This window comes from Roseateles sp. P5_B10 (assembly GCF_056400485.1).
Genome location: NZ_JBFULE010001609.1, coordinates 1 through 596, shown reverse-complemented (window position 1 = coordinate 596; position 596 = coordinate 1). Strand labels below are relative to the sequence as shown.

2 protein-coding genes are annotated in these 596 nt (G+C 64.6%); both read right to left on the bottom strand.

All coding sequences use genetic code 11. The annotated features are described in order from the left end of the window. The coding region (locus AC1DU6_RS34880) for an alpha/beta hydrolase (protein WP_477863107.1) at nt 1–212 on the bottom strand (212 nt) is incomplete at its 3' end. 3 nt (nt 213–215) lie between these two features. Further along, the coding region (locus AC1DU6_RS34875; RefSeq protein ID WP_477863105.1) for a PLP-dependent transferase at nt 216–596 on the bottom strand (381 nt) is incomplete at its 5' end.

Sequence of the window (596 nt, the reverse complement as noted above, 5' to 3'; positions counted from 1 at the left end):
GTCGTGAGCGCTTCACCCTTTGAGCGTCCGTGGCCGGGCAGATCCGGCGCGAGCACCGCGAAGCCGTGATGCGCGAACCAGCGCGTATGCAGCGCCCAGGTCGAGTGATCGAAGCCGGCGCCGTGGATCATCACGACCACTGGCAGGGAAGGATCGAATGTGCGGCCACCATTCGCGATATAGGTCTCGTGACCGTTGACGGTGAGTTGCATCGCTCAGCCCTTCTGCGAGATGCGCAGCGCCTGCGCGAGGTCATCGATGATGTCGTCGGCGGCTTCGATACCGACGGAGAGGCGGATCAGCTCCTCGCCGATGCCGGCGGCCTTGAGTTGCTCGGCGTCCATCTGCTGATGCGTGGTGCTTCCGGGATGAATGACCAGTGTCTTGGCGTCGCCGACATTGGCAAGATGGCTGGTTAGCTTCAGCGCCTCGATGAATTTGCGCCCGGCATTGCGGCCGCCCTTGATGCCGAAGGAGACGATGGAGCCGGCGCCGCGCGGCAGCAGGCGTTTCGCCAGCGCATAGTCCGGATGATTCTCCAGCGACGGATGCAGCACCCAGTCGACCGCCTTGTTGGCCGTGAGCGCCGCCAGCAC